This is a genomic window from Bradyrhizobium sp. 172 (assembly GCF_023101065.1).
GTDB lineage: Bacteria > Pseudomonadota > Alphaproteobacteria > Rhizobiales > Xanthobacteraceae > Bradyrhizobium > Bradyrhizobium canariense_D.
Genome location: NZ_CP064701.1, coordinates 7,430,332 through 7,453,436, shown reverse-complemented (window position 1 = coordinate 7,453,436; position 23,105 = coordinate 7,430,332). Strand labels below are relative to the sequence as shown.

Here is a 23,105-nt window from a genome sequence, read left to right as displayed (position 1 = left end):
ATAGGCATTGCATACGATTGCATCAAAATTAGTCATCGAAGCCGGAAAAGGATTGAGTCAATGTTGATCAAGAAAAACAAGACCCGCGCGGCGCTGATCGCGTTGCTGGCGCTCAGTAGCGCGGCTGCGTGGCCGCGCGCGGCCACTGCCGAAACCGTGCTGCGCATCGCCATGACGGCTGCCGATATTCCGCGCACGCTGGGCCAGCCCGATCAGGGCTTTGAAGGCAACCGCTTCACCGGCCTCACCATGTATGACGCGCTCACCGGCTGGGACCTTTCCTCGGCCGACAAGGCGAGCGTGGTGATCCCCGGCCTTGCTACCGAGTGGAAGGTCGACGATGCCGACAAGACCAAATGGACTTTCAAGCTGCGGCCGGGCGTCACCTTCCATGACGGCTCGCCGTTCAATGCGGACGCCGTGGTGTGGAATGTCGAGAAGGTGCTGAAGCAGGACGCGCCGCAATTCGACGCCAGCCAGGTCGGTGTCACGGCCTCGCGCATGCCGACCTGGCATCAGCGAAGAAGGTCGACGACATGACGGTCGAGCTCACCACCAAGGAGCCCGACAGCTTCCTGCCGATCAACCTCACCAATCTCTTCATGGCGAGCCCGGCGAAGTGGCAGGCCTTCTACGACAAGGCGGAGGGCGCCGACGCCAAGGCCAAGTCGCAGGCCGCATGGACCGCGTTTGCCAAGGACGCCGCGGGCACCGGCCCGTGGAAGATGGCGGGCTTCACCCCGCGCGAGCGGCTGGAGCTGGTCAAGAATGCGAGCTACTGGAACAAGGACCGCGTGCCCAAGGTCGACAAGATGGTGCTGTTGCCGATGCCGGAGGCCAACGCGCGCACCGCGGCGCTGCTTTCCGGGCAGGTCGATTGGGTCGAGGCGCCGGCGCCGGACGCGTTGCCCGAGCTCAAGCAGCGCGGCTTCAAGCTCTACGCCAACGAGCAGCCGCACGTCTGGCCGTGGCAGTTCTCGCGCGTCGAGGGCTCGCCCTGGAACGACATCCGCGTGCGCAAGGCCGCGAACCTCTGCGTCGATCGCGAAGGCCTCAAGGACGGCCTGCTCGCGGGGCTGATGGTGCCCGCGACCGGCACGTTCGAGGTCGGCGATCCCTGGCGCGGCAGACCGACCTTCGAGATCAAGTACGACAAGGCTGCTGCACAGAAGCTGATGCAGGAGGCCGGATTCGGCCCGAACAAGAAGCTGACGGTGAAGACCCAGACGTCTGCGTCCGGCTCGGGCCAGATGCAGCCGTTGCCGATGAACGAATATATCCAGCAGGCGCTGGCCGAATGCTATTTCGACGTGCAGCTCGATGTCATCGAGTGGAATACGCTGTTCACCAACTGGCGCCGCGGCGCCAAGGATCCCAGTGCCAACGGCTCGAACGCGACCAACGTCACCTATGCGGCGATGGACCCGTTCTTCGCGCTGGTGCGCTTCCTGCAATCGGGCATGGCGCCGCCGGTCTCGAACAATTGGGGTTTCATCAACAATCCCAAATTCGACGAGCTGGTGAAGAAGGCGCGGCAGACCTTCGATCCCGCCGCGCGTGACGCCGCGCTCGCCGAACTGCACGCGGCCTCCGTCGATGACGCGGCCTTCCTCTATGTCGCCCACGACGTCGGTCCCCGCGCCATCAGCCCGAAGGTGACAGGCGTCGTGCAGCCAAAGAGCTGGTTCATCGACTTCTCACTGGTGTCGATGCAATAGTTCCCGCCTCATACGCAGTGCACCCTCTCCCCTTGCGGGAGAGGGTGGCTTCGCGCAAGCGAAGCCGGGTGAGGGATCTCTTTCCGCGGATGACCCTCTCTCTTTTTCGTTAACACTGCATCCGGGGTTAGAGCCCTCATCCGGCGCTTTGCGCCACCTTCTCCCACAAGGGGAGAAGGGAAGAAAAGAAACAACGTGCTCGCCTATATCGCCAGACGCATCGTCTACGTCATCCCGATCGTCATCAGCGTCGCGCTGGTGTGTTTTCTGCTCGTGCACATCACGCCGGGCGATCCGCTCGTCGCGGTGCTCCCCGCAGACGCCTCGCAGGAGCTCGCCGCGCAGCTCCGGACAGCCTATGGTTTCGACCGCCCGCTGCCGGTGCAGTTCGGGCTTTGGCTGCTCCGCGCGCTTCATGGCGATCTCGGCAATTCCATCGCCACGGGCCGCCCGGTGCTCGCCGAGGTCATGCGCGCGGTCAGCAACACGGTCACGCTGGCGATTGCGGCGGCGATCATCGGCTTCACCATGGGCATCCTGCTCGGCCTGATCGCCGGCTATTTCCGCGAGACCTGGATCGACAAGCTGGCGACCTCCTTTGCCGTCGCCGGCGTTTCGGTGCCGCATTACTGGCTTGGCATGGTGCTCGTCATCATCTTCTCGGTCCAGCTGAACTGGCTGCCCGCTGTCGGCGCCGGACCCGGCGGCTCGGCCGCCTGGGCCTGGGACTGGGCGCATTTGCAATATCTCGTGCTGCCAGCGATCACGACCTCGGTGATCCCGATGGGCATCGTCACTCGCACGGTGCGCGCGCTGACCGGCGACATTCTCAGCCAGGACTTCGTCGAGGCGCTGCGTGCAAAAGGCCTGCATGAGCGCGGCGTGTTCCGCCACGTCATCAAGAACGCCGCCCCCACCGCGCTCGCGGTGATGGGACTTCAGCTCGGTTACATGCTCGGCGGCTCGATCCTGATCGAGACGGTGTTCTCCTGGCCGGGCTCGGGCTTCCTGCTCAACTCCGCGATTTTCCAGCGCGACCTGCCGCTGCTGCAGGGCACGATCCTGATCCTGGCGCTGTTCTTCGTCTTCCTCAATCTGATGGTCGACATCGCGCAAGCCGCGATCGACCCGCGCATCAAACGGGGTTAGCGATGAGCGAGCTTCCGTTGTCCGTCACCAGCGATACGGCGCTTCAGTCCGCGCCCGCGACCAAGGCGCGCGGCTATTGGGCGACCGTCGGCCGTCGTATCTGGCGTGACAAGGTCAGCATGGTCTGCGCGCTGGTGCTGCTGCTGATCTTTCTCTCCGCGATCGTTGCGCCGTGGCTCGGTCTGGAAGATCCCTACAAGGGCTCGATGATCCGCCGCCTTCGGCACATTGGCACATCCGGCTACCCGCTCGGCACCGACGAACTCGGCCGCGACATGCTGGCGCGGCTGATCTATGGCGGCCGGTTGTCGCTTCTCATCGGCATTTTGCCTGTGATCCTCGCCTTCTGCATCGGCACCTCGCTCGGCCTCGTTGCCGGCTATGTCGGCGGCAAGCTCAACACCGCGATCATGCGCACGATCGACGTGTTCTACGCGTTTCCGTCCGTGCTGCTGGCGATCGCGATCTCGGGCGCGCTGGGCGCGGGCATCCTCAATTCCATCGTGTCGTTGACCGTCGTGTTCGTGCCGCAGATCACCCGCGTTGCCGAAAGCGTCACGACGGGGGTGCGCAACATGGACTTCGTCGACGCCGCGCGCGCCTCGGGCGCGGGACCGTTCACCATCATGCGCGTTCATATCCTCGGCAATGTGCTCGGTTCGATCTTCGTCTACGCGACCAGCCTGATCTCGGTCTCGATGATCCTCGCGGCAGGCCTGTCGTTCCTCGGCCTCGGCACCAAACCGCCGGAGCCGGAATGGGGCCTGATGTTGAATACCTTGCGGACCGCGATCTATGTCAACCCCTGGGTCGCCGCGCTCCCCGGTGCAATGATCTTCGCGGTCTCGATCTGCTTCAACCTGCTCTCGGACGGCCTGCGCAGCGCCATGGACATCAGGAACTAGCCATGAGCGAAACCAACCTCTCCGTCGCAATGCTGGAGCCGATCGAAGACCTCGGCGGCGTCGCCCAGCCGCTGCTCCAGGTCAACGGCCTCACCAAGCATTTCCCGGTTCGTGGCGGCCTGTTCGCCGCAAAGCGCACCGTGCGGGCGGTCGATAATGTCTCGTTCACCGTCGCCAAGGGCGAGACCGTCGGCATCGTCGGCGAGTCCGGTTGCGGCAAGTCGACCACCGCGCGGCTGCTCATGCATCTGATGCCGCGCGACACCGGTGACATCATCTATGACGGCATGAGCGTCGGCCAGTCGCTCTCCTTGCGCGAGCTGCGCCGCGGCATGCAGATGGTGTTCCAGGATTCCTACGCTTCGCTCAACCCGCGCCTGACCATCGAGGACTCGATCGCCTTCGGCCCAAAGGTGCACGGCATGGCCGACGGCGCCGCGCGCGCGCTGGCGCGCGAGCTGCTGGGCAAAGTGGGCCTGGTTCCTGCAAGCTTTGCCAACCGCTACCCGCATGAGATCTCCGGCGGCCAGCGCCAGCGCGTCAACATCGCGCGTGCGCTGGCCCTGTCGCCGCGGCTGGTGATTCTCGACGAAGCCGTCTCCGCGCTCGACAAGTCGGTCGAGGCGCAGGTGCTCAATTTGCTTGCCGATCTCAAGAGTGAGTTCGGCCTGACCTATCTCTTCATCAGTCACGACCTCAACGTCGTGCGCTATATCAGCGATCGCGTGCTGGTGATGTATCTCGGCGAGGTCGTCGAGCTCGGCCCGGTCGACCAGGTCTGGGACCAACCGGCGCATCCCTATACGCGCGCACTTCTTGCCGCGATGCCGTCCTCGGATCCGGACCGCCGCACCGAGACGCCGCCGATCACGGGCGATCCGCCCAATCCGATCGATCCACCCTCGGGCTGCCGCTTCCACACCCGTTGCCCGTTTGCGGAGCCGCTCTGCGCAAATGCGACACCAAAACTCACCGCGCTCGATAGAATGGGCCACGAGGCCGCGTGCTACATGGCGATCCCGGGTTCAGGCCATCGCCGCGCGCCGAAGGAGGAAACCGCATGAGACCGACGACAAAAGAGATCAAGGCGACGGCACAGGTCGCCGGCGTTCCCGTCGACGACGAGATCGCGACGCGCATCTCCAATTCCATCGGACCGGCCTTCGAGGGCTTTGCGGCCATTGCCGGCACGTTGCCGTTCGATCTCGAGCCCGCGCTTTATCCGATCGCGCAGACTGCCAAGGTCTCGAAATGAGCACCGAGCCCGCATTGATGACGCTCACCGAGGTCGCGCGCGCGATCGCGATGAAGCAGGTGTCCTCGCATGAGGTGACGCGTGCGCTGCTGCATCGCATCGCGCAGTGGCAGCCGCACCTCAACGCCTTCATGTCGATCGAGGCAGAGGCAGCGCTGAAGGCCGCCGATGCCGCCGACGCCGAACTCGCCAAGGGGGAAGTCCGCGGTCCGCTGCACGGTGTGCCGCTCGCGCACAAGGATATGTATTACGACGCAGGTCACGTCGCGACCTGCGGCTCGTTGATCCGCCGCGACTTCGTTCCGACAGTGACCTCCACCGCCTTGCAGAGGCTGAAGGACGCCGGCCAGGTTCGCCTCGGCACGTTGCATCTCGCCGAATTCGCCTATGGCCCGACTGGCCATAACGCCCATTACGGCCCGGTTCGCAATCCCTGGAACGCTGCGCACATCACCGGCGGCTCGTCGTCGGGCTCGGGCTCGGCGGTCGCGGCGCGACTGACCTATGCGGCGCTCGGCTCCGACACCGGCGGCTCGATCCGCATGCCCGCACATTTCTGCGGCGTCACGGGATTGAAGACCACCGTCGGCCGGGTCAGCCGCGCCGGCGCGATGCCGCTGTCGCAGTCGCTCGACACGGTCGGCCCGCTCGCCCGCACCGCCGAGGATTGCGCGCTGCTGCTGGCGCTGATGGCCGGCCCTGATCCTGAGGATTCGACCTGCAGTCATGAGCCGCTGTCTGACTATGTCGGCGCGACCAAGGGCTCGCTGAAGGGCCTCAAGGTCGGCGTCCCCTCGTCCTTCTATGTCGATGATCTCGACGGCGAGGTCGCGCGCGTGCTGGACGAGACCGTTGCGGTGCTCAAGCGTGAGGGCGCCGACATCGTCACGGTCGAGCTGCCCGATCAGCGGCAATTGTCCTCGGCAAGCCAGCTCGTGCTCGCAGCCGAAGCCGCCGCCTTCCACAAGCGCTGGATGATTGAGCGGCCGCAGGATTATGGTCCGCAGGTGTTGATGCGGCTCCAGAACGGCCTCGCGGTCCCCGCCATCACCTATCTCGAGGCGATGCGCTGGCGCGGACCTGCGCTCGCCGCGCACAACGCTGCCACATCGGGCGTCGACGCGATGATCGCGCCGGCGTCCCCCGTGCCGGCGCCAACGATCGAGGAGAGCGACGTTGGCGGCGGGCCGAATGCGCCGGCGCTGTTGCAGCGGCTGACGCTGTTCACCCGTCCGGTGAATTACCTCGGCCTGCCGTCGCTCACGGTGCCCTCGGGCTTCACCAAAAGCGGTCTTCCGATCGGCATGCAGCTGATCGGCCGCTCGTTCGATGAAGCGACCTTGCTCACCATCGGCGCCGCGTTCCAGCGCGCCACCGACTACCACGAAAGGCTGCCGAAACTTCCGTCATGACAAAGCTCGTCGAGATCTCAGGCCTTAACATCCGCTTCACCGGGGAGCGCACGGTCTATGCCGTGAACGATCTCAGTCTCTCGCTCGGCGACGGCGAGGTGCTGGGCCTGCTCGGAGAGTCCGGCTCGGGCAAGAGCGTGACCTTGCGCGCGCTGATGCGCCTGTTGCCGAAGAAGCGCACGCAGATCACGGGCAAGGTCAACGTCATGGGCCGCGACGTGCTCGCCATGAACGACGAGCAGCTGTCGTCGTTCCGCGGCCAAACCGTGTCGATGATCTTTCAGGAGCCGGCGCTGGCGCTCGATCCGGTCTACACCATCGGCGCGCAGATCGCCGAAAGCGTGGTGCGTCACGAAGGCAAGTCGTATGCGGAGGGCAGGGCGCGCGCACTCGAAATGCTCGAGGTCGTGCGCATTCCTTCCGCAAAACGGCGGCTCGATGCCTATCCGCATGAGATGTCCGGCGGCATGCGTCAGCGCGCGATGATCGCGCTGGCGCTCGCGTGTCGTCCCAAGATATTGCTCGCGGACGAGCCGACCACGGCGCTCGATGCCACCGTGCAGATCCAGATCCTGCTGCTGTTGCGCGAGCTGCAGCGCGAGTTCGGCATGTCCGTCATCTTCGTCACCCATGACATCGGGGTCGCCATCGAGATCTGCGACCGGGTCGCGGTGATGTATGCCGGCCAGATCGTGGAGCAGGGCACGCTTCGCGACATCGTCCGCTCGCCGGTGCATCCCTACGCCAGGGGCCTGCTCGCCTCGACCGTCCACTGGGCCAAGCGGGGACAGCGGCTCGAGACCATCCCCGGCACCCCGCCGTCGCTGGGCGAGCGGCCGCACAACTGCTCCTTTGCGCCCCGCTGCGCCGCTGCCCAGCCGCGCTGCCTGGAGCAATTGCCTGGGAATGTGGAGGTCGGGCCGGGCCGGGCAGCACGGTGCGTGCTGGCGGAGCCGGTCACCGCGCTGTCATGATATTTAGACCGCCAGCGGGGAACGGGGGAACAGCATTCAGACCTCGTTCATCCCGGTTCCGCTTCCATGGAACCGTTCACGGAGAGGGACCTCATTTATGTACATTTCGAATGAAGGCTTGCTTGTCATCCTGTTCGTCGGCCTCGTCGCTGGTTGGCTGGCCGGCAAGGTGGTGCGCGGAACCGGGTTCGGCATCATCGGCGATATCGTGGTCGGCATCGCCGGCGCGCTGGTGGCAAGCTTCCTGTTTCCGAAGCTCGGCATTCACATCGGCACCGGGCTGATATCGGAGATCATCTATTCCGCCATCGGCGCGGTCATCCTGCTGCTGGTGGTGCGGCTGGTCCGCGGCGGCGGCCGGTTCTAATGGCGCCCGGGTTCAATTGATCGAACTTTTGACCTCTCCCCGCCCGGGGAGAGGTGACATGTCTGCAAGAAAAAGCCGCAAGATCGTGAGATTCCGGACTTGCGTGCAAGGTCGGTCGGGGGTGATGTGGGCCATAGGGGTCCCGGGTGTTCGACTGCGTTGAGCGATGAGCGCAAACGCGATGTTAATCCGGGTCAATTACTCCTGAATTTGCCTTTGAAATCAGGGACTTTGGCCCCTACCCGAAAGAGATCAGACTGATGGCAGCCGTTCCCGGCGTCCGCCGCTCAGAGCTCGGTGATGCGCTGCGCGCCTGTCGCACGGCGTTTGTCGGCGTCGGCTTGATGAGCTGCATGATCAACCTGCTCTATCTGACCGGGTCGATCTTCATGCTGGAGGTCTACGACCGGGTGCTGCCGAGCCGCAGTATTCCGACCCTGGTCGGCCTGATCGTCCTCGCCGGTTTCCTCTACATGGCGCAGGGCGTGCTGGACATGATCCGCAACCGGATCTTGGGCCGGGTCGGTACCGCCCTGGACGAAGCCTTGAACAAGCGGGTGTTCGACACCATCGTGCGCCTGCCGCTGCTGGTTGGCAGCCGCAACGAGGGGCTTCAGCCGCTGCGGGATCTCGACAATGTCCGTTCCTTCCTCGGCGGCATGGGACCGAGCGCGTTCTTCGACCTGCCCTGGCTGCCGCTCTATCTCGCCATCTGCTTCGCCTTCCACGTCATGATCGGCGTCACCGCGCTGGTCGGAGCCGTCATCCTGGTCGGGTTGACGCTGGTCACCGAGTTCATGTCCCGCCAGCCGGCGCGCGAGGCGATGGGGCTCGCCGCCCAGCGCAACGATCTCGCCCAGGCCAGCCGCCGCAATGCCGAAGTCATGGTGTCGATGGGCATGGCCGGCCGGATGAACGCGCGCTGGAGCGAGGCCAACGAAAAATATCTCGACGGCAACCAGCGTGCGAGCGACGTCGCCGGCGGTCTCGGCGCGGTCGCAAAAGTGCTGCGCATGATGCTGCAATCGGCCGTGCTCGCGGTCGGCGCCTATCTCGTCATCCACCAGGAGGCGACCGCCGGCATCATCATCGCCGGCTCGATCCTCTCGGCACGCGCGCTCGCGCCGGTCGACCTCGCGATCGCGCACTGGAAATCCTTTGTCGCGGCACGCCAGAGCTGGCATCGTCTGACCCGCCTTCTCGAGCAGATGCCGGCGCAGACGATGCCGACCCAGTTGCAGGCGCCCACCAGCCGCCTCTCGGTCGAAGGTATCGCCATGGTGCCGCCGGGCGACCAGCGCCTCATCGTGCAAGACATCACCTTTGCGCTCGAAGCCGGCAATGGCCTCGGCGTGATCGGACCGAGCGGCTCCGGCAAGTCGTCGCTGATCCGCGCGCTGGTCGGCGTCTGGCAGCCGGTCCGCGGCAAGGTGCGGCTCGACGGCGCGGCGCTCGACCAGTGGTCGTCGGACATGCTTGGCCGCCACATCGGCTATCTGCCGCAGGACGTCGAATTGATCGGCGGCACCATCGCGCAGAACATCAGCCGCTTCGATCCCGAGGCCACGTCTGACGGCATCATCGGCGCCGCCAAGGAAGCCGGCGTGCACGAGATGATCATCAAGATGCGCGAGGGCTACAACACCCAGGTCGGCGAGCAGGGCACGGCGCTCTCCGCGGGCCAGGCGCAGCGCGTGGCGCTGGCGCGCGCGCTCTATGGCAACCCCTTCCTGATCGTGCTCGACGAGCCCAATTCCAATCTCGATACCGAAGGCGACGAGGCGCTGACCCGCGCCATCCGCGCGGCGCGCGAGCGCGGCGCCATCGTCATCGTAGTGGCGCACCGTCCGATCGGCGTGGAAGCGGTTGACCAGATCCTGGTGCTGCGCGACGGCCGCATGCAGGCCTTCGGGCCGAAGGAACAGGTGCTCGCCCAGGTGCTCCAGCCGCGCGTGACGCCGCCGGCGCCGATCAAGATCGTCAGCGAAGGCGGAGCCAAGGCATGAGCACGATGGCGCTCGGCGGCGCGAAGCCTGCCGCGAAGAGGACCGTACGGCAGTCGATCCGGTTTCACCTGATGCTCGGGCTTGGGATCGTGCTGGTCCTCCTGGTCGGCCTCGGCGGCTGGGCTTCGACGGTGCAGATTTCGGGCGCGCTGATCGCGCCGGGTCAGATCGTCGTCGAGTCCAATGTCAAAAAGGTGCAGCATCCGACCGGCGGCGTCGTCGGCGAGGTGCGTGCTCGCGATGGCGACGTAGTTAAGGCTGGCGACATCGTGGTGCGGCTCGACGACACCGTCACCAAGGCGAATCTCGCCATCGTCACCAAGAATCTCGACGCGGCGCAGGCGCGTGCGGCGCGGCTCCAGGCCGAGCAGCGCGGAATCGACAGGATCGACTACCCGCAAGCGTTGCTCGATCGCGGCAACGATCCCGACGTCAAGGCGCTGCTCTCCGCCGAAACCAAGCTGTTCGACGTCCGCGTCAACGGACGCGCCGGCCAGAAGGCGCAGCTGCGCGAGCGCATCCAGCAGCTCAATGAAGAGATCGAGGGCCTCTCCGCGCAGGAGCGGGCCAAGGACAAGGAAATTTCGCTGGTGCAGCAGGAGCTCGTGGGTGTCCGCGATCTCTATGACAAGCACCTGGTGCAGATCTCCCGTCTGACCACGCTCGAACGCGACAGCGCCCGCCTCAACGGCGAGCGCGCGCAATACATCGCCTCGCGGGCGCAGGCCAAGGGCAAGATCACCGAGACCGAGCTCCAGATCATCCAGGTCGACAAGGACATGGTCAGCGAGGTCTCGAAGGATCTGCGCGAGACCAACGACAAGATCGGCGAAATGATCGAGCGCAAGGTCGCCGCCGAGGACCAGCTTCGCCGTGTCGACATCCGCGCGCCGCAGGACGGCATGGTGCTGCAATCGACGGTGCATACCGTTGGTGGCGTCATCACCGCCGGCGACGCCCTCATGCTGATCGTGCCGCAGGCCGACGATCTCCAGGTCGAAGCCAAGGTCAATCCGGTCGATATCGACAAGCTCCAGATCGGCCAGAAGACGCTGCTGCGCCTGTCCGCGTTCAACCAGCGCACAACGCCGGAGCTCAACGGCGTCGTCAGCCGCGTCTCGCCCGACGTCACCACCGATCAGCGCACCGGCCAGAGCTACTACACCATCCGCGTCTCGCTGTCCGCAGAGGAGGTCGCCAAGCTCGGTGACTCCAGGCTGATCCCCGGCATGCCGGCGGAAGCGTTCGTCCAGACCGGCGATCGCACCATGCTGTCCTACCTGATGAAGCCGCTGCACGACCAGTTCATGCGAGCGTTCCGGGAGAAGTGACGCGCGAAAGCGCGTCATCCCATTCGTCATTGCGAGCGCAGCGAAGCAATCCAGGTCGCCTCCGTGGCGAGATTTCTGGATTGCTTCGCTACGCTCGCAATGACGGGCGGCTTCTTTCTTGCTTTAGTTTTCTTGCTATAGTTCGATTCAGCCCCAGCAAACCCGGCGTCGAACAATGCAATCCATCCAATCTCCACCCTCCGTCGCCACCGAATCCTATTCCGACGCCGGCCTCGCCGTCGCCCGCCTCGAAGAGATCTACGAGCGCAACACGAAGTTCCTGCGCGACCGGTTCGAAGCTTACGTCAACGGCGAGGCAATCACGACGCGGGTGCGGGCCTTCTATCCCTTCGTCCGTATCACCACCGCGACGCATGCGCGGCTGGATTCGCGGCTCGCCTACGGCTTCGTCGCGCGGCCCGGTGTGCACGAGACCAGCGTCACGCGGCCGGATCTGTTCCGGACTTATCTCACAGAGCAGATCGGACTGTTGATCCAGAACCACGGTGTCCCAGTCGAAATCGGCGAGTCCAGCGAACCGATCCCCGTTCACTTCGCCTATCGCCGCGACATCAACATCGAAGCCGCCATCACCACCAGCGAGAACTCGCCGGTGACGCGATCGCTGCGCGATGCGTTTGACGTGCCTGATCTGGCCACCATGGACGATGCCATCGCCGACGGCACTTTCGAGCTCCAGCCCGGCGCGCCCGAACCGCTGTCCCTGTTTCGGGCGGCCCGCGTCGACTACTCGCTGCGCCGGCTCTACCACTACACGGGCACGGATCCAGAGTATTTCCAGAACTTCGTGATCTTCACCAACTACCAGTTCTATGTCGACGCCTTCGCGCAGCTTTGCCAGCAGCGGCTTCAGGCTGGCGAGGCGGGCCTCGATGCCTTCGTCGCTCCAGGCAATGTGATCACGCGCAGCGGCGGCGCGACGACGGGCGTTGCGCCCGCGCGCACGCCGCAGATGCCTGCCTTCCACCTGGCCGCGCCCGGCTATCGTGGTATCACCCTGATCAACATCGGCACCGGTCCGTCGAACGCGCGCAACGTCACCGACCATGTTGCCGTGCTGCGGCCCCATGCCTGGCTGATGCTCGGCCATTGCGCGGGCCTGCGCAACACGCAGCGGCTCGGCGACTACGTGCTCGCCCATGGCTATGTGCGCGAGGACCATGTGCTCGATCGTGAGTTGCCGCTGTGGGTGCCGATCCCGGCGCTCGCGGAGATGCAGGTGGCGCTCGAGGAGGCGGTCGAGGACGTCACCGGGCTCGAAGGATTCGAGCTCAAGCGCCTGATGCGCACCGGCACCGTCGCGAGCGTCGACAACCGCAATTGGGAGATCAGCGGGCCCGATGTCATTCGCCGCTTGTCGCAATCGCGCGCGGTTGCGCTCGACATGGAATCGGCCGCGATTGCCGCCAACGGCTACCGCTTTCGCGTCCCTTACGGCACGCTGCTGTGCGTCTCCGACAAGCCTCTCCACGGCGAGATCAAGCTCGCAGGCATGGCCAGCGAATTCTACCGCCGCCGCGTCGGCCAGCATCTCGAGATCGGCTTAAAGGCGCTGGAACGGCTCAAGCAGCAGGAATCCGAGCGACTGCATTCCCGCAAGCTCCGCAGTTTCGCCGAAGTTGCATTTCAGTAGGCCATGGATTGCCTTTGCTGCTGACAAGCAGCGGGATTTTCGGCATTTTCGGCGCGGGGGTCGACCGGGACGAATTGATGCCACTCATGCGCGACAGGATCATTGGCCATGATCTCGAACGGCTCGCCTTTCGCTTCACCATGCTGAACGACGGCGAGGTCGTGCAGTGCCAGATCAGCGACGCCGCCATGGACGAGCTTGCGGGCATGCAAGGCACCGAAAGCAGCGCGCGGCAGGCCCAGTTCCTGTCGCTGCGCGAGACCATCGAGCGGCTCGCCTCAGACCTCTACGACGAGGCGCCGCGGGTCAGGGGCCATGTGGTGCGGATCTTCACGCGACATTTGCAGCGATAGTGCCGCTCCAGCCTCCGCCGTCATGCTCCAGGACAGTTCATCAGTTGGTCAAGATTTGGTCTTGCCGGGCTTACCTTCCCGCCGGCAGCCATTTCGACGAGCGTCAATTCCTCTAAAGCATTCGCTAACCAAGCAACCGTTTCGCGGCAATCTTAAGACCTGCGAAACCAGACGTTATCCAGCTATGAATTGATGGCCCGTAGAGGTTGGGTCACGAAATGGAGCCTCACGAGTGATCGCGTGACAAAAGACATTGTTGGAATCGACGCGATCCGCGGGCCCGGTCATGACGTCAATCCGAACAAGACGCAGCCAGAGAGTTGGCGGCTTGCAATCGCCGTCGCGATCGGATGTGGACTTGTCGGCCTTGCGCTCCGCTACGTTGCCCGGGAACACGCGACCGATGACGCCATTCAGCATCTGATCCCCTGGTATGTCTTTGCTCGCGATCACGGAGTCGCCGGGCTGGCCGAAGCCTTTACCAACTACACGCCGTTCTACAGCTACCTCCTGCTGATTGCCGCCCGATTTGATTGGCTAGGCGAGCCACTTTCCCTCGTGAAAGCGATCTCGGCAGTATTCGAGTTGGGCTGCGCGATCACTGTGGCCCAGATCGTCTGGCGAGCGACAAAGCTGCCGTTGCGAGCTTCCCTGGCCTTCTGCGCTGTCTGGCTTGCACCGACGGTGATCTTCAACGGCGCGGTGTGGGCGGAGAGTGATTCGATCTGGACGTACTTCACGCTGGTTTCCATCGCGCTGTTCATGCGGGACCGAAATGGCGTTGCGTCATTTGCGATGGCATTTTCGGTGAAGGCTCAGGGCGTGTTCCTGGGACCCTTCGTGCTCGGCATGATTCTGCGCCGCAGGATCCACCCGGCATGGCTCGCCACCGTTCCCGGGATCTATGTGGTTCTCGCCATTCCGGTTCTGGTCGCCGGTAGATCTTTGGCCTCCGTGTTCGCGGTCTATCTGGACCAAGCTCACACCTTCAATCGCCTCACCATGAACGCAGCGAACATCTGGGTGCTGGCTGGCGGACTGCCGTACGCGATCGGAGTCGCCGTCGGCATGGTGCTCGCGGCCGCGAGCGGGCTCGCCTTGTCGATCTTCATCGCGCGCTCTCGACGGGCGGGGCCGGAGTTTATTCTGCTCGTCGCCTGTGTATCGCTCATGCTCATGCCGTATCTGCTCCCGAAGATGCACGAGCGGTACTTCTACGCGTTCGAGCTTGCGTCGATCGCGCTGGCCTGCCTCAATCCGCGCTATGTGCCCTTCGCGGTGATTGCTCAGGTCGACGGCGTGTTATCCTATCTCGCGTTCGAAAACGGAATCGTCCTGGGCGTGCTGCCGGCGGCACTCTGCAACAGCCTTCTCGTGTACTACCTCGTGCATGATCTTTGGCGCGGCGAACGTGGATTTCGCTTTCCGAAGCTTGCTTGGCTCGGCTTCATCGCGTCGACCGCGGGATTGTTCTCCTATCTGGTCATCGAAGGGCCCGGTTTGAACATATCGCCCCTGTACCTGCTCGCCACGGGTCTCGTGACAGCTGCGGCGCTGCTGCTCCTGAAAGAGTCGCGTGGCGACTTGGCCGGCCCGGACCAGTTGCCTTAATCCTGGGCGACCCGCGTCATCGAGCCATCAGCTGTCAAACATGATCACGCTGCGCAGCGTCTTGCCGGCCTTCATGTTGGCAAACCCTTCGTTGATCTCGGAGAGCTTCAGCTTGGCCGAGATCCAGTCTTCCAGATGCAGCCGGCCGCGCAGGTAGAAATCCACCAGCCGCGGCATGTCGACGCGAAAATGGTTCGAGCCCATCGATGAGCCCTGGATCCTGCGCTCGCGCAGGAAGTCGAAGCCGTGCAGCTCGATCTTCTGGCCGAACGGAATCATGCCGACGATGGTGGCCGTGCCGCCCGAGGCGAGCATGCCGAAGGCCTGCTCCGCGGTCTCCTTGCGGCCGAGCACCTCGAAGGAATGATGCACGCCGCCATTGGTGAGATCGCGCACCTGCTTCACGACGTCGCCGTCTGCCGGATTAATGATGTCGGTGGCGCCCAGCTTGGTCGCGAGCTGGAGCTTGGCCGGGTTGGTGTCGATGGCAATGATGCGGCCGGCGCCCGCGATCTGCGCGCCGTTGATCGCGGCCATGCCGACACCGCCGCAGCCGATCACGGCCACGGTCTCGCCGGCCGTCACCTTCGCCGTGTTCACGACCGCGCCGTAGCCGGTGATGACGCCGCAGCCGATCAGCGCGGCCAGATCGAGCGGCATCTCCTTGCGGATTTTGACGATCGCGTTCTCGTGCACCAGCATCTGCTCGGCGAAGGACGAGAGGTTGAGGAACTGATGCAGCTTCTCGGAGCGAGCCCATTGCATCCGATTGGACACCCCCGGCAGCAATTTCACCGTGGTGTCGGTGCAGAGCACCGTGCGGCCCGTGGTGCAGTTGTCGCAGGTGCCGCAGAATACCGAAAGACAGGTGACGACATGATCACCGGGCTTCACATAGGTGACGTCGGAGCCGACCTGCTCGACGACACCGGCCGACTCGTGCCCGAGCACCGCGGGCAGCGGATGCGGATAAAGGCCTTCCATGAAGTGCAGATCGGAGTGGCAGAGACCTGCGGCCGAGGTCCGGATCAGGACCTCGCGCGGGCCGGGCTTCGGCAGGCTGACATCCTCGATGACTAGGGGCTTGTTGACTTCATGGAGGACGGCCGCCTTCATCGAGCACTCCCTATCGCTTTTTTTGCTTCGAACGTGGGTGCAGCCTACGCTGCCAGGACCAGTTCGCCAACCTCGCTCATGCTGCCTGCACGATCGCCGAGCAGCAGCGCCGCGATCTTCTGCTGCACGGCATTTTCCGTCAGCCGGAACGGATCGCTCGGCGACACCCGGTGATCGATCACCAGCCGCGACAACAACAGCCTGCGCGCATCGCCCCGCATGTCGTGAATACGATGCGCCTCCCAGGCGAGCGCGACGGCACCGGCGACATGATAGAGCAGGCTGGTGGCGCGGCGCGCATCGGCCTCATTGTCGGCCTTTCCCGCGACCTCGCGTGCGAAGCCCACCGCACGATCGGTGAGCGTGTGCAGCCGGTCGCGCCAGGCCTGCGGCACCGAGGGGCTGTCATCGAGGCGAGCATGCAGATCGGCGGCCAGCGCGGATTCGGCGCCGTGGCGGCCGACCGCACGCCTCAGCGCATCGATCGCGACGATGTTGCCGGTGCCTTCCCAGACCGAACCGAGATGCGCGTCGCGGAGCAGGCGGGCGGTCGCGAATTCCTCGATATAGCCGATGCCGCCGCGCATCTCGAGCGCATCGCCACAGACCTTTCGCGCATCGCGGGTGGCGCGGAATTTCAAGGTCGGCGTCAGGATGCGCAGCAGTGCGGCCGCATCCTGGCTGCCGGCCTCGGCGCGGTCGAGCGCGTCCGCAGTGAGAAAGCTCATCGACAACGCCTGCTCGACCGGCAGCATGATCTTCAGCATCTGGCGCCGACCTAGCGGCAGGTCGATGATGCGGTTGCCGAACACCACGCGGTTTTTCGCCACCGTCATCGCGTCATGGTAGGCCCGCCGCATCAGCGCGGTGGATTTGACGCCATTTGAGAGCCGCGACGAGTTCACCATCTCGGCCATCTGCACGAAGCCGCGGTCGAGCTTGCCGACCGCGTAGGCGATCGCGCCTTCGAGCTTGATTTCACCCGAGGCCATCGAGCGCGTGCCGAGCTTGTCCTTCAGACGCACGATCCGGTAGTGGTTCTGCGAGCCGTCGTCGAGGAAGCGCGGCATCAGAAACAGGCCGACTCCGCGCGTGCCGGGGCCGGCACCTTCGGGGCGCGCCAGCAGCATCACGATCTTTGCGTCGGCGTTCGAGCAGAACCATTTTTCGCCGGTGAGGCGCCAATGGTCGCCTTCCTGCACGGCCGTCGTGGTCAGCGTGCCGACATCGGAGCCGCCTTCCTTCTCGGTCATGAACTGGCCGCCCTGGGTCAGCTTGCTCATGTCGGTCTGGGTTAGTCCGTCGAGATATTTCGCCTTCAGCGCCTCGCTGCCGAAATTCGCGAGCAGCTTGGCGCAGCCGTCGGTTACGTTGATCGGGCAACCCATGCCGAATTCGGTCTGGTTGAACAGGAAGGTGAAGGCGTGCTTGGCGACGACAGGATATTTGTCCGGCCAGCCCATGATGCCCTTGCGGATCGAGAGCGCGTGGATGCCGAACTCGCCGAAGGCGGCCTTCTCCAGCTCGCGATAGGCCGGGTGGTATTCGATCCACTGCACGTCGCGACCGAACTTGTCGCGCTGGTGCAGCACCGGTGTGTGCCGGTCGGCGAGCCGCGCGCATTCATCGAGCACGCCGCCGGCGAGTTCGCCCAGCCGATCGAGATGCGGCTCGATGTGGCGGAATAGCGTCTCCGGTAGATGAATGCGGAGGAGATCGGTGAGTGCCTGATCGGCGCGGTAGAAATTCATGCCGGTGGTATCGGGAGCCAGCAGTCCGGATGGTGCGGCCGCGACCTGTTTTGGCTGCGCGGGGGCCGGCTGTCGCATGATCATCCTCTTCGTTTCCGCCTTGCGGTCATTTTGCGCTGATTTGGCGCTTGCCGCTTGTGATGATGTCGATCATGCTCCAGTCGCGAAAGCGGATAAAGCCGCAAATTGTCAGGGAGGCATGATCGCCGTGAGGGCGCAATTCGCTCTGCGGAATTATGATCGTCCCGGCTGGTTGTCCGCGCGGACCGTGCATAGATCAGCGGCTTCCCGTCTTCGAGAGATCACGCCATGGAACACCCGAAATACAAGATCGCCCTCATCGTCGGCGCCGGCGAAGGCCTGAGCGCCTCGCTGGCGCGGTTGTTGTCCGCCCAGGGCATCCGCGTCGCGCTGGCCGCGCGAAAAATCGAGAAGCTCGGCGCGCTCTGCAGCGAGACCGGCGCCAAGGCCTATGCCTGCAACGCCACCGAGCCTGATGCGGTCGAACGCCTGTTTGGCCTGGTCGAACGCGAGATCGGCATGCCCGACGTGGTCGTCTACAACGCCAGCGGCCGCGCGCGCGGGCCGTTCGTCGATCTCGTTCCGGCCGACGTGGCGAACGCCATTGCGGTCAGTGCCTATGGCGGCTTCCTGGTGGCGCAGCAAGCGGCCAGGCGCATGCTGCCGAACCAGCACGGCGCGATCCTGTTCACCGGCGCTTCGGCAAGCGTCAAGGGCTATGCGCAGTCCGCGCCGTTCGCGATGGGCAAGTTCGCACTGCGCGGGCTCGCGCAGAGCATGGCGCGCGAATTGTCGCCGCAAGGCATCCATGTCGCCCATTTCGTGATCGATGGCGGCATCAGGAGCGCAGCGCGCACGGAAGCGCCGGAGAAGCCGGATTCAATGCTCGATCCCGATGCCATCGCGGAGAGCTACTGGAACGTGTTGCAGCAGCCGCGCAGCGCCTGGAGCTGGGAGCTGGAGCTGCGGCCCTGGGTGGAGAAGTTTTGAGGCAAGCTGCCGTAGGGTGGGCAAAGGCGCATAGCGCCGTGCCCACTATCAACGACGAAACAGCAATTGGTGGGCACGCTTCGCTTTGCCCATCCTACAAGGGCGGGAATCATGTCCACGGAAACCACCATCGATACCGGCACCAGTGAACTCCTCTGCGTGATCCGCGATCGCGTCGCATTGATCACGCTGAACCGGCCCGAGGCGCGCAACTCGCTGTCGGACGCGCTGACCCCGGCGCTGCGTACGATGATCCGCTCCTGCGGCGAGAACCCCGATGTCGGCGCGCTGCTGATCACCGGCGCCGGCGAAGCGTTCTGCGCCGGCGGCAACGTCAAGGGCATGGGCGCGCATCGCGACCCGAAGAAGCTGGAGATGTCCTTTGACGACAAGGTCGCCGATCTCCAGGAGCGGCAGCGCCTGCTCACCGGCGCGCTGGTGTCGGTGCGCAAGCCGACCATCGCGGCGCTGCCGGGGCCGGCGGTCGGCGCGGGGCTCGCCATCGCCATGGCCTGCGATATCCGCATTGCCGCGCAATCGGCCTTCGTGGCCACCGGCTATGCGCGCATCGCGCTGTCCGGCGACTATGGCATCGCGTGGCTGTTGACGCGCCTCGTCGGCACCGCGCGGGCGCGCGAGCTGCTGTTCACCGGCGATCGGGTCGATGCTGTCAGGTGCGAGGCCATCGGCCTCGTCAACCGCGTGGTGCCCGATGACAAATTGCAGGCGGAGGCCTTTGCACTGGCAAAATCCCTCGCTGAAGGTCCGCGCCTCGCGTTGCGCTACATGAAGGACAATCTCGACGAGGCCCTGCTGTTCGACTTCGAGACCGCGCGCGACCACGAGGCCGAACGTCTGGTTCGCCTGACCACGACCGCCGATCACAAGGAAGCGGTGCAGGCCTTCATCGAGAAACGCAAGGCGGTGTTCACGGGGAAGTAGCGGCGCAAAAATGCCCGGCTCTGGTTTTCGCCAGGCCGGGCTCGAGTGGTGTCAGGCCGAGGCTGAGGGGCTATCGGCCTGACGGGAAAGAGCGACGAGGCGCCAGCTCGCGCAGGGAATGTCTTTCGGTGCGACGGAGATCTCCTTGTCGAAGCGCACTAGCTTCCAGTCGTCCGGATGGTTGACGAAGGCGAAGTCCGATTTACGCGCGACCGAGATCATGGCGGCGTTGGAGCGCAGCGTGTCGCCGAACATGTGGTCGGCGCCGAGCGCGGCCGCGCGGCATTCAAGATTCTTCATCAGCACGGTGGCGATGCCGTGGCCCTGCCAGCGGTCGGCAACCGACAGACCGAATTCAAGCGTCGCGGTTTCGGCATGCAGCGCATAGCGCGCTTCGGCGACGATGGTCTCGAAGCCGTCGACCATCATGGTCGCCACCACGGTAAAACGTTCGCGCTCGCCGATTTGAAGGAATTCGTGCAGCAGGCCCTGCGGCAGTTCGCTGATCGCGCCGAAGAAGCGGTTGTATCGGGACCGCGTCGAGAGCGAGCGAAAATAGTGCTGGAGCTCCTCGGTGTCGCGCGGCTCGACGAAACGAACGCGCAGCGCCTCGCCGTGTCGCGTGCGCAGCGTGTCCGAATATTGCTTCAGATCTTCCAGGCGAAGGGTGCTCATGACACGCGCCCCCAAGGGGACCAAAGGGGAAAGGGACCGCCGGCGCCCCCACAGTCAGGCGGCGCCGGCCTGGCGGCCAATCAGGCCCGCCAGAAGGGTTTGTCGGCCTCGTAGGCGACATCGCTCCAGGACAGTCCGACGTCCTGAAGGTCGCGCGCGGACCAGTTGGTGAGCTCACGCCGGGTCCGGTAACGCTCGTGCCAAACGTGAAGCGTCTCGCCGATCTGGTGGATCAGCCCTGGCGCATGATGATTTGTCATCGAATTCTGGGTCAAAGTAGACATTGCCAGCTCCTGGAGCTAAGTTGACCGCTAATATCTGCTTCCGGGTGCACTGCGACAAACGACAATTTGTACTCTTTCGCATGAAATAACGTCATGTATCCTGCTGCCAGATGACTGCCAGATTGCCCTCCCTGAATGGATTGCGGGCCTTTGAGGCCGCCGCGCGCCATCTCAGCTTCACGCTGGCGGCGTCCGAGCTGAACGTGACCCAGACCGCGATCAGCCACCAGATCCGCAGGCTCGAGGAGGAGCTCGGCATCCGCCTGTTCGTCCGGCAGAACCGCGCGCTCGCGCTGACGGCCGAGGCGCGCGACTATCTGCCGGGCGTCCGCGCCGCCTTCAACGACCTCCGGCTTGCCACCGATCGGCTGCTGCGCAAGGACGATGACAAGGTGCTGACGGTCTCGACGCTGGCTTCGCTCGCCGCAAAATGGCTGCTGCCGCGGCTGACCGATTTCCAGGAGCACCATCCCGGCATCGACGTCCGTATCACGACCTCCACCAGCCTCGTCGACTTCCAGCGCGACAATGTCGATGCCGCGATCCGCTACGGGCGCGGCCAGTGGCCGGGCTTGCGCGCCGACTGGCTGATGGCGGACGAGCTGTTTCCGGTCTGCAGCCCGTCTCTGCTGCGTGGCGACAAGCCGTTGCGCTGTCCCGAGGACCTCAAGAGCCACATGCTGCTGCACACCTCCAACGCCAACAGCGACGACTGGCGGCTGTGGTTGACGGCGGCGGGTCTGCCGGCCGACATCGCCAGGCAGCCCGGCATCACCTTCGACATGATCTTCATGACCATCCAGGCCGCGATCGACGGCATCGGCGTGGCGATGGGGCGGACCTCCTATGTCCAGGACGACATCGCCAAGGGGCGACTAGTGGTCCCCTTCAAGATCGCGCTGCCGGCCGATGCGGGCTTCTACCTGGTCGCGCCGGAGGGGCGCCGCGAAGCGCCGAAGCTCGCCGCATTCCGTGAGTGGATGATCGCGGCAACGCGGAATAAGGCCTGAAATCGTGCCGGCGCATGTCCGCGCAACCTGCTTCTCGCTACAGCTCCACCACGACGTAGTCGCTCTCGATCTTCACGGGTATCGTCTCGGCGACATACGGCCCCTTCACCACGCTTGCACCCGGCTCGACATGGGCCGGGTAGGCCTTCACGCGGAAGCGGCGAGGGTCGCAGTAGGACTGGCCGGTGCGGATGTCGAACTCCCAGCCATGCCAGGGGCAGCGAATGATCTCGCCGAGCTTGGTATATTCGATCTCGCCCGGATCCTTCGATTGCGCGAGCCCGATCAAGGGTCCCTCGCACAGCGCAGCGCCCTGATGCGGGCAGCGGTTCATCAGGCCGAAATATTCACCCTTGATGTTGAAGATTGCGATCGGCCGTCCGTCGATCTCCAGAAATTTTCGCGTGCCGGGCGGAAGCTCGTCGACCGCGGCAATCACATGCCGCGCCATCAACTGATCCCGTACAGCTTCTTCGCATTGCCGAGATAGAAGGCCTCGCGGTCGTCGTCGCTGACGCCCGCGGGCAGCACGCGCGACGGCTCGTCGTAATCCCAGTGCGGATAGTCGGTCGCGAACAGTAGCCGGTCCCAGCCGATCCACTTGATGACATCGAACAGATCCTCGCGCCGCTCCGGATCCTCCATCGGCTGCGTCGTCCACCACACCTGCTCGCGGATATATTCGGACGGCGGCCGCTTGACATGCGGCACCTCGCTGCGCAGGCGCTGCCAGACTTTGTCGAGCCGCCATGCTAGCGACGGCGCCCAGCCGAAGCCGGCCTCGATCATCACCATCTTCAACTTCGGGAAGCGCTCGAACACGCCCTCCAGCACGAGGCTTGCGAGCGCCGATTGCTGGCACTGCGAGTGGCCGACCATCTCCTCGATGTAATAGGAGGGCCAGCCCGACGGCGTGATGGGGTTGCCGCCGAAGCCGAAGGCGTGGACGCCGACGGGAAGGCCGGCCTCTTCCGCAGCCTGATAGATAGGCCAGTAGCGACGCTGGCCGAGCGGCTCGACATTGCGGCTGAGCAGCAGCACCTGCACGAAATTCTTGTCGCCGGCACGCTCGCGGATTTCCGCGGCGGCTGACAGCCCGTCCTCATTGCCGACGACGATGGACGCCTTCAGCCGCTTGTCCTTGCTGGTCCATTTGTCGATCTGCCAGTCGTTGATCGCCGAGCACAAGGCCGCCGAAAGCTCGTGATTGCGGATGCCTTGCCCGGTGTTGAGCGGATTGAGCACGCCGAGCTGCACGTTGTTGGGATCGAGCAGCTGCTTCTGCATGAAGGACAGCGAGGAGCCCTGCGGCCCGCCTTCCGGCGGATAGGCGTCGCGGCGCGAGGCGTTGGGCTGGGCCTTCGGATAGGGCGGGCCTTCCATCATGCCCTGATAGGCATGGACGCCGTACACTTCGAGATGATGCTGCCAGCGTTTGGCCAGGTAGGGATAGAGCTCGGCGCGGGTCGCGCGTGCCGGATGGATGTCGCAGTCCGCGATCGCGGTTTTGACGGCCAGTGGGGAAGCGGCTTCGGAGCTTTCGCGGAACTGAATATTCATCGCCTTGCCTCCTTTGGCAGC

General features: G+C 64.7%; 21 protein-coding genes and 1 pseudogene. 16 read left to right on the top strand and 6 right to left on the bottom strand.

Annotated elements, in window-relative coordinates:
• The first annotated feature begins 60 nt into the window (after positions 1 to 60).
• From IVB07_RS35420 to IVB07_RS35360, 13 genes and pseudogenes are all read left to right on the top strand, one after another.
• Positions 61 to 1,718 (top strand): annotated as a pseudogene (locus tag IVB07_RS35420) (ABC transporter substrate-binding protein).
• A 195-nt stretch (positions 1,719 to 1,913) separates the two neighbouring features.
• Entirely contained in the window at positions 1,914 to 2,867 is a 954-nt protein-coding gene (locus IVB07_RS35415) for an ABC transporter permease (RefSeq protein WP_018457596.1), read from the top strand.
• A gap of 2 nt (positions 2,868 to 2,869) precedes the next feature.
• Positions 2,870 to 3,772 carry an ABC transporter permease gene (locus IVB07_RS35410; RefSeq protein ID WP_018457595.1) on the top strand — a complete coding sequence of 301 codons (903 nt, stop codon included), beginning with the start codon at positions 2,870 to 2,872 and terminating at the stop codon, positions 3,770 to 3,772.
• A gap of 2 nt (positions 3,773 to 3,774) precedes the next feature.
• The gene (locus IVB07_RS35405) at positions 3,775 to 4,836 is read left to right on the top strand and encodes an ABC transporter ATP-binding protein (RefSeq protein ID WP_247364162.1); all 1,062 of its coding nucleotides are present in this window, start codon (positions 3,775 to 3,777) and stop codon (positions 4,834 to 4,836) included.
• Positions 4,833 to 5,027 (top strand): hypothetical protein, encoded by a 195-nt coding sequence (locus tag IVB07_RS35400; protein ID WP_018457593.1) that lies wholly within the window; start codon positions 4,833 to 4,835, stop codon positions 5,025 to 5,027. The genes IVB07_RS35405 and IVB07_RS35400 overlap by 4 nt, the downstream gene beginning before the upstream one ends.
• Positions 5,024 to 6,439, top strand: a complete 1,416-nt coding sequence (locus tag IVB07_RS35395) for an Asp-tRNA(Asn)/Glu-tRNA(Gln) amidotransferase GatCAB subunit A (RefSeq protein WP_018457592.1) — start codon at positions 5,024 to 5,026, stop codon at positions 6,437 to 6,439. The genes IVB07_RS35400 and IVB07_RS35395 overlap by 4 nt, the downstream gene beginning before the upstream one ends.
• Positions 6,436 to 7,413 (top strand): ABC transporter ATP-binding protein, encoded by a 978-nt coding sequence (locus tag IVB07_RS35390; protein ID WP_247364159.1) that lies wholly within the window; start codon positions 6,436 to 6,438, stop codon positions 7,411 to 7,413. Before IVB07_RS35395 ends, IVB07_RS35390 begins: the two co-directional genes overlap by 4 nt.
• 97 nt (positions 7,414 to 7,510) lie before the next feature.
• Positions 7,511 to 7,780, top strand: coding sequence for a GlsB/YeaQ/YmgE family stress response membrane protein (locus IVB07_RS35385; RefSeq protein WP_007605178.1), 270 nt, complete (start codon positions 7,511 to 7,513; stop codon positions 7,778 to 7,780).
• 260 nt (positions 7,781 to 8,040) lie between these two features.
• A complete protein-coding gene (locus tag IVB07_RS35380) occupies positions 8,041 to 9,786 on the top strand; it encodes a type I secretion system permease/ATPase (RefSeq protein ID WP_247364156.1) in 1,746 nt (581 codons plus the stop codon).
• Positions 9,783 to 11,117: an HlyD family type I secretion periplasmic adaptor subunit gene (locus tag IVB07_RS35375; protein ID WP_018457589.1), complete on the top strand. Its 1,335-nt coding sequence runs from the start codon at positions 9,783 to 9,785 to the stop codon at positions 11,115 to 11,117. Before IVB07_RS35380 ends, IVB07_RS35375 begins: the two co-directional genes overlap by 4 nt.
• A gap of 175 nt (positions 11,118 to 11,292) precedes the next feature.
• Positions 11,293 to 12,771 carry an AMP nucleosidase gene (locus IVB07_RS35370; RefSeq protein WP_018457588.1) on the top strand — a complete coding sequence of 493 codons (1,479 nt, stop codon included), beginning with the start codon at positions 11,293 to 11,295 and terminating at the stop codon, positions 12,769 to 12,771.
• A gap of 77 nt (positions 12,772 to 12,848) precedes the next feature.
• Positions 12,849 to 13,124: a DUF1488 family protein gene (locus IVB07_RS35365; protein WP_026233404.1), complete on the top strand. Its 276-nt coding sequence runs from the start codon at positions 12,849 to 12,851 to the stop codon at positions 13,122 to 13,124.
• 240 nt (positions 13,125 to 13,364) lie between these two features.
• Complete coding sequence (locus IVB07_RS35360; RefSeq protein WP_018457586.1) at positions 13,365 to 14,735, top strand: hypothetical protein; 1,371 nt, start codon at positions 13,365 to 13,367, stop codon at positions 14,733 to 14,735.
• 27 nt (positions 14,736 to 14,762) lie between these two features.
• On the opposite strand, the gene IVB07_RS35355 is transcribed toward IVB07_RS35360, so the two are convergent.
• Both IVB07_RS35355 and IVB07_RS35350 read right to left on the bottom strand, forming a co-directional pair.
• Positions 14,763 to 15,851, bottom strand: a complete 1,089-nt coding sequence (locus IVB07_RS35355; RefSeq protein ID WP_018457585.1) for a Zn-dependent alcohol dehydrogenase — start codon at positions 15,849 to 15,851, stop codon at positions 14,763 to 14,765.
• A gap of 44 nt (positions 15,852 to 15,895) precedes the next feature.
• On the bottom strand, positions 15,896 to 17,680 hold the full coding sequence (locus IVB07_RS35350; RefSeq protein ID WP_026233403.1) for an acyl-CoA dehydrogenase family protein: 1,785 nt from the start codon (positions 17,678 to 17,680) through the stop codon (positions 15,896 to 15,898).
• A gap of 231 nt (positions 17,681 to 17,911) precedes the next feature.
• Between IVB07_RS35350 and IVB07_RS35345 the strand changes: the two genes are divergently transcribed.
• Entirely contained in the window at positions 17,912 to 18,613 is a 702-nt protein-coding gene (locus IVB07_RS35345; protein WP_018457582.1) for an SDR family NAD(P)-dependent oxidoreductase, read from the top strand.
• Positions 18,614 to 18,724: 111 nt separating this feature from the next.
• Positions 18,725 to 19,555, top strand: coding sequence for an enoyl-CoA hydratase (locus IVB07_RS35340; protein WP_018457581.1), 831 nt, complete (start codon positions 18,725 to 18,727; stop codon positions 19,553 to 19,555).
• A 51-nt stretch (positions 19,556 to 19,606) separates the two neighbouring features.
• Here the strand turns inward: IVB07_RS35340 and IVB07_RS35335 are convergent, their stop codons facing one another.
• Positions 19,607 to 20,230, bottom strand: a complete 624-nt coding sequence (locus tag IVB07_RS35335; protein WP_018457580.1) for a GNAT family N-acetyltransferase — start codon at positions 20,228 to 20,230, stop codon at positions 19,607 to 19,609.
• Between the two features lie 80 nt (positions 20,231 to 20,310).
• Positions 20,311 to 20,514: a DUF1127 domain-containing protein gene (locus IVB07_RS35330; RefSeq protein ID WP_007599575.1), complete on the bottom strand. Its 204-nt coding sequence runs from the start codon at positions 20,512 to 20,514 to the stop codon at positions 20,311 to 20,313.
• Between the two features lie 110 nt (positions 20,515 to 20,624).
• On the opposite strand from IVB07_RS35330, the gene IVB07_RS35325 reads away from it, so the two are divergent.
• Complete coding sequence (locus IVB07_RS35325) at positions 20,625 to 21,524, top strand: transcriptional regulator GcvA (RefSeq protein ID WP_026233402.1); 900 nt, start codon at positions 20,625 to 20,627, stop codon at positions 21,522 to 21,524.
• A 37-nt stretch (positions 21,525 to 21,561) separates the two neighbouring features.
• Here the strand turns inward: IVB07_RS35325 and IVB07_RS35320 are convergent, their stop codons facing one another.
• Both IVB07_RS35320 and IVB07_RS35315 read right to left on the bottom strand, forming a co-directional pair.
• Positions 21,562 to 21,975, bottom strand: coding sequence for a Rieske (2Fe-2S) protein (locus IVB07_RS35320; protein WP_018457577.1), 414 nt, complete (start codon positions 21,973 to 21,975; stop codon positions 21,562 to 21,564).
• Positions 21,975 to 23,084 carry an amidohydrolase family protein gene (locus IVB07_RS35315; RefSeq protein ID WP_018457576.1) on the bottom strand — a complete coding sequence of 370 codons (1,110 nt, stop codon included), beginning with the start codon at positions 23,082 to 23,084 and terminating at the stop codon, positions 21,975 to 21,977. The genes IVB07_RS35320 and IVB07_RS35315 overlap by 1 nt, the downstream gene beginning before the upstream one ends.
• Between the last annotated feature and the right edge of the window lie 21 nt (positions 23,085 to 23,105).

Excerpts from the sequence above, each read along its gene's own strand:
- IVB07_RS35410 (WP_018457595.1), top strand. The coding sequence starts at position 2,870 with ATGAGCGAGCTTCCGTTGTCCGTCACCAGCGATACGGCGCTTCAGTCC.
- IVB07_RS35405 (WP_247364162.1), top strand. The coding sequence starts at position 3,775 with ATGAGCGAAACCAACCTCTCCGTCGCAATGCTGGAGCCGATCGAAGAC.
- IVB07_RS35400 (WP_018457593.1), top strand. The coding sequence starts at position 4,833 with ATGAGACCGACGACAAAAGAGATCAAGGCGACGGCACAGGTCGCCGGC.
- IVB07_RS35395 (WP_018457592.1), top strand. The coding sequence starts at position 5,024 with ATGAGCACCGAGCCCGCATTGATGACGCTCACCGAGGTCGCGCGCGCG.
- IVB07_RS35390 (WP_247364159.1), top strand. The coding sequence starts at position 6,436 with ATGACAAAGCTCGTCGAGATCTCAGGCCTTAACATCCGCTTCACCGGG.
- IVB07_RS35385 (WP_007605178.1), top strand. The coding sequence starts at position 7,511 with ATGTACATTTCGAATGAAGGCTTGCTTGTCATCCTGTTCGTCGGCCTC.
- IVB07_RS35380 (WP_247364156.1), top strand. The coding sequence starts at position 8,041 with ATGGCAGCCGTTCCCGGCGTCCGCCGCTCAGAGCTCGGTGATGCGCTG.
- IVB07_RS35375 (WP_018457589.1), top strand. The coding sequence starts at position 9,783 with ATGAGCACGATGGCGCTCGGCGGCGCGAAGCCTGCCGCGAAGAGGACC.
- IVB07_RS35370 (WP_018457588.1), top strand. The coding sequence starts at position 11,293 with ATGCAATCCATCCAATCTCCACCCTCCGTCGCCACCGAATCCTATTCC.
- IVB07_RS35365 (WP_026233404.1), top strand. The coding sequence starts at position 12,849 with ATGCCACTCATGCGCGACAGGATCATTGGCCATGATCTCGAACGGCTC.
- IVB07_RS35355 (WP_018457585.1), bottom strand. The coding sequence starts at position 15,851 with ATGAAGGCGGCCGTCCTCCATGAAGTCAACAAGCCCCTAGTCATCGAG.
- IVB07_RS35350 (WP_026233403.1), bottom strand. The coding sequence starts at position 17,680 with ATGCGACAGCCGGCCCCCGCGCAGCCAAAACAGGTCGCGGCCGCACCA.
- IVB07_RS35345 (WP_018457582.1), top strand. The coding sequence starts at position 17,912 with ATGGAACACCCGAAATACAAGATCGCCCTCATCGTCGGCGCCGGCGAA.
- IVB07_RS35340 (WP_018457581.1), top strand. The coding sequence starts at position 18,725 with ATGTCCACGGAAACCACCATCGATACCGGCACCAGTGAACTCCTCTGC.
- IVB07_RS35335 (WP_018457580.1), bottom strand. The coding sequence starts at position 20,230 with ATGAGCACCCTTCGCCTGGAAGATCTGAAGCAATATTCGGACACGCTG.
- IVB07_RS35330 (WP_007599575.1), bottom strand. The coding sequence starts at position 20,514 with ATGTCTACTTTGACCCAGAATTCGATGACAAATCATCATGCGCCAGGG.
- IVB07_RS35325 (WP_026233402.1), top strand. The coding sequence starts at position 20,625 with ATGACTGCCAGATTGCCCTCCCTGAATGGATTGCGGGCCTTTGAGGCC.
- IVB07_RS35320 (WP_018457577.1), bottom strand. The coding sequence starts at position 21,975 with ATGGCGCGGCATGTGATTGCCGCGGTCGACGAGCTTCCGCCCGGCACG.
- IVB07_RS35315 (WP_018457576.1), bottom strand. The coding sequence starts at position 23,084 with ATGAATATTCAGTTCCGCGAAAGCTCCGAAGCCGCTTCCCCACTGGCC.